The organism is Nodularia spumigena CCY9414 (genome assembly GCF_000340565.2).
Classification (GTDB): Bacteria; Cyanobacteriota; Cyanobacteriia; order Cyanobacteriales; family Nostocaceae; genus Nodularia; species Nodularia spumigena.
The window spans coordinates 4,077,292-4,078,452 of record NZ_CP007203.1 but is presented as its reverse complement, the minus strand read 5'-3'; the positions used below and the strand labels follow the sequence as shown (position 1 = coordinate 4,078,452).

The following is a 1,161-nucleotide window of genomic DNA, read 5'->3' as shown; positions in this document are numbered from 1 at the left end:
GTAAATCATTTGACGATTATTTCCAAAATTTTCTGTAATATCTCTTGAATGTTTGGTATCAATTACAGCAGAAAATAAATTAAAGGAAGAATTAAAGTATAAAATTTATTACCCAGTTGGGGATTTGATCAAAGAATTAAAAATAGAATCACAAAAATTATCCCAAGTTTTAGCTATCCATTGACAACGCAGATGTAACATAATTTCTGCATTATTTTGTAACCAAAACTTACTGTTTCCTTTCATGCGTAAATTAACAACTTGACGAATTAAACTTTCAACTGCGCCACTACCAAGAGGAAGCTTTTGAGATGCCACCTCGTTATATTTTAACAGCCTCCTTCTATAGGCTTTTAAAATATAATTTCGCTCTCGCACTAAAATTTTACAGCGTTCTCCAGTCGCGCCAGAGATAAATTCACCCATGTTTCTCATTAAATCTAGCGTTTGCCCTTTCTTTAAAGCTTTTCGAGCTTTTTTAAACCATAATTGACTTTCATTATCTGTACTAAAAGCAGCATCAGCAAAATCTTTTAAATGTGATACAGCGTGATACAAATCTAATAATTGATAAGTTTCGGATGGACATTTTAGCTTTTTTAATAACGGGGGAATGTGTATCCATATCCACTCTGCACCATCGGCAATCAATAACACCTGTTTAGCTTGGCTTATCCCCAAATTTACTAAGTACATTTCTAAAATTTTCAGAAACTCTTTATAACCGGAATATGTGCCATCATTAGTAATAGGTATTGCTGATGTTCTAATTTTTTTACCTTGTTCATTTACGACATAAATTGTTAGTAACTTTGGCTCCATCCATTCACCGACAAAGCCATGACGGTTTGTTTTGCTACTGGGTCTACCTTTTTTATTAAACCTAATTTTAGTTCTTCCACCATCTACAGCGATGACAACTCGTTGGTCTTTGAGAACATTACTATCAGATAAGTTATCCATCTCCAGATGTAATATTTTCGATTGGCGAAGATTAATACCAATTTTACCAAAAAGGTAAGTCAGACGTTCGATTCGTTTTAAACTAACATTTATTCCCCAATCTATCAGAGTCGAATGTGCTGCATCAAAAGAACTTGCTATTGTACCATATTTGGCAATTGTTGACCAAACCAAAGGGGTAATACCTTCAGACATCCC

1 protein-coding gene is annotated in these 1,161 nt (G+C 33.9%); it reads right to left on the bottom strand.

The genetic code is table 11. The features are described 5' to 3' along the window. Positions 1–108 precede the first annotated feature (108 nt). A partial coding sequence (locus NSP_RS27615) for an ISLre2 family transposase (RefSeq protein ID WP_082209972.1) occupies positions 109–1,161 on the bottom strand: 1,053 nt, incomplete at its 5' end.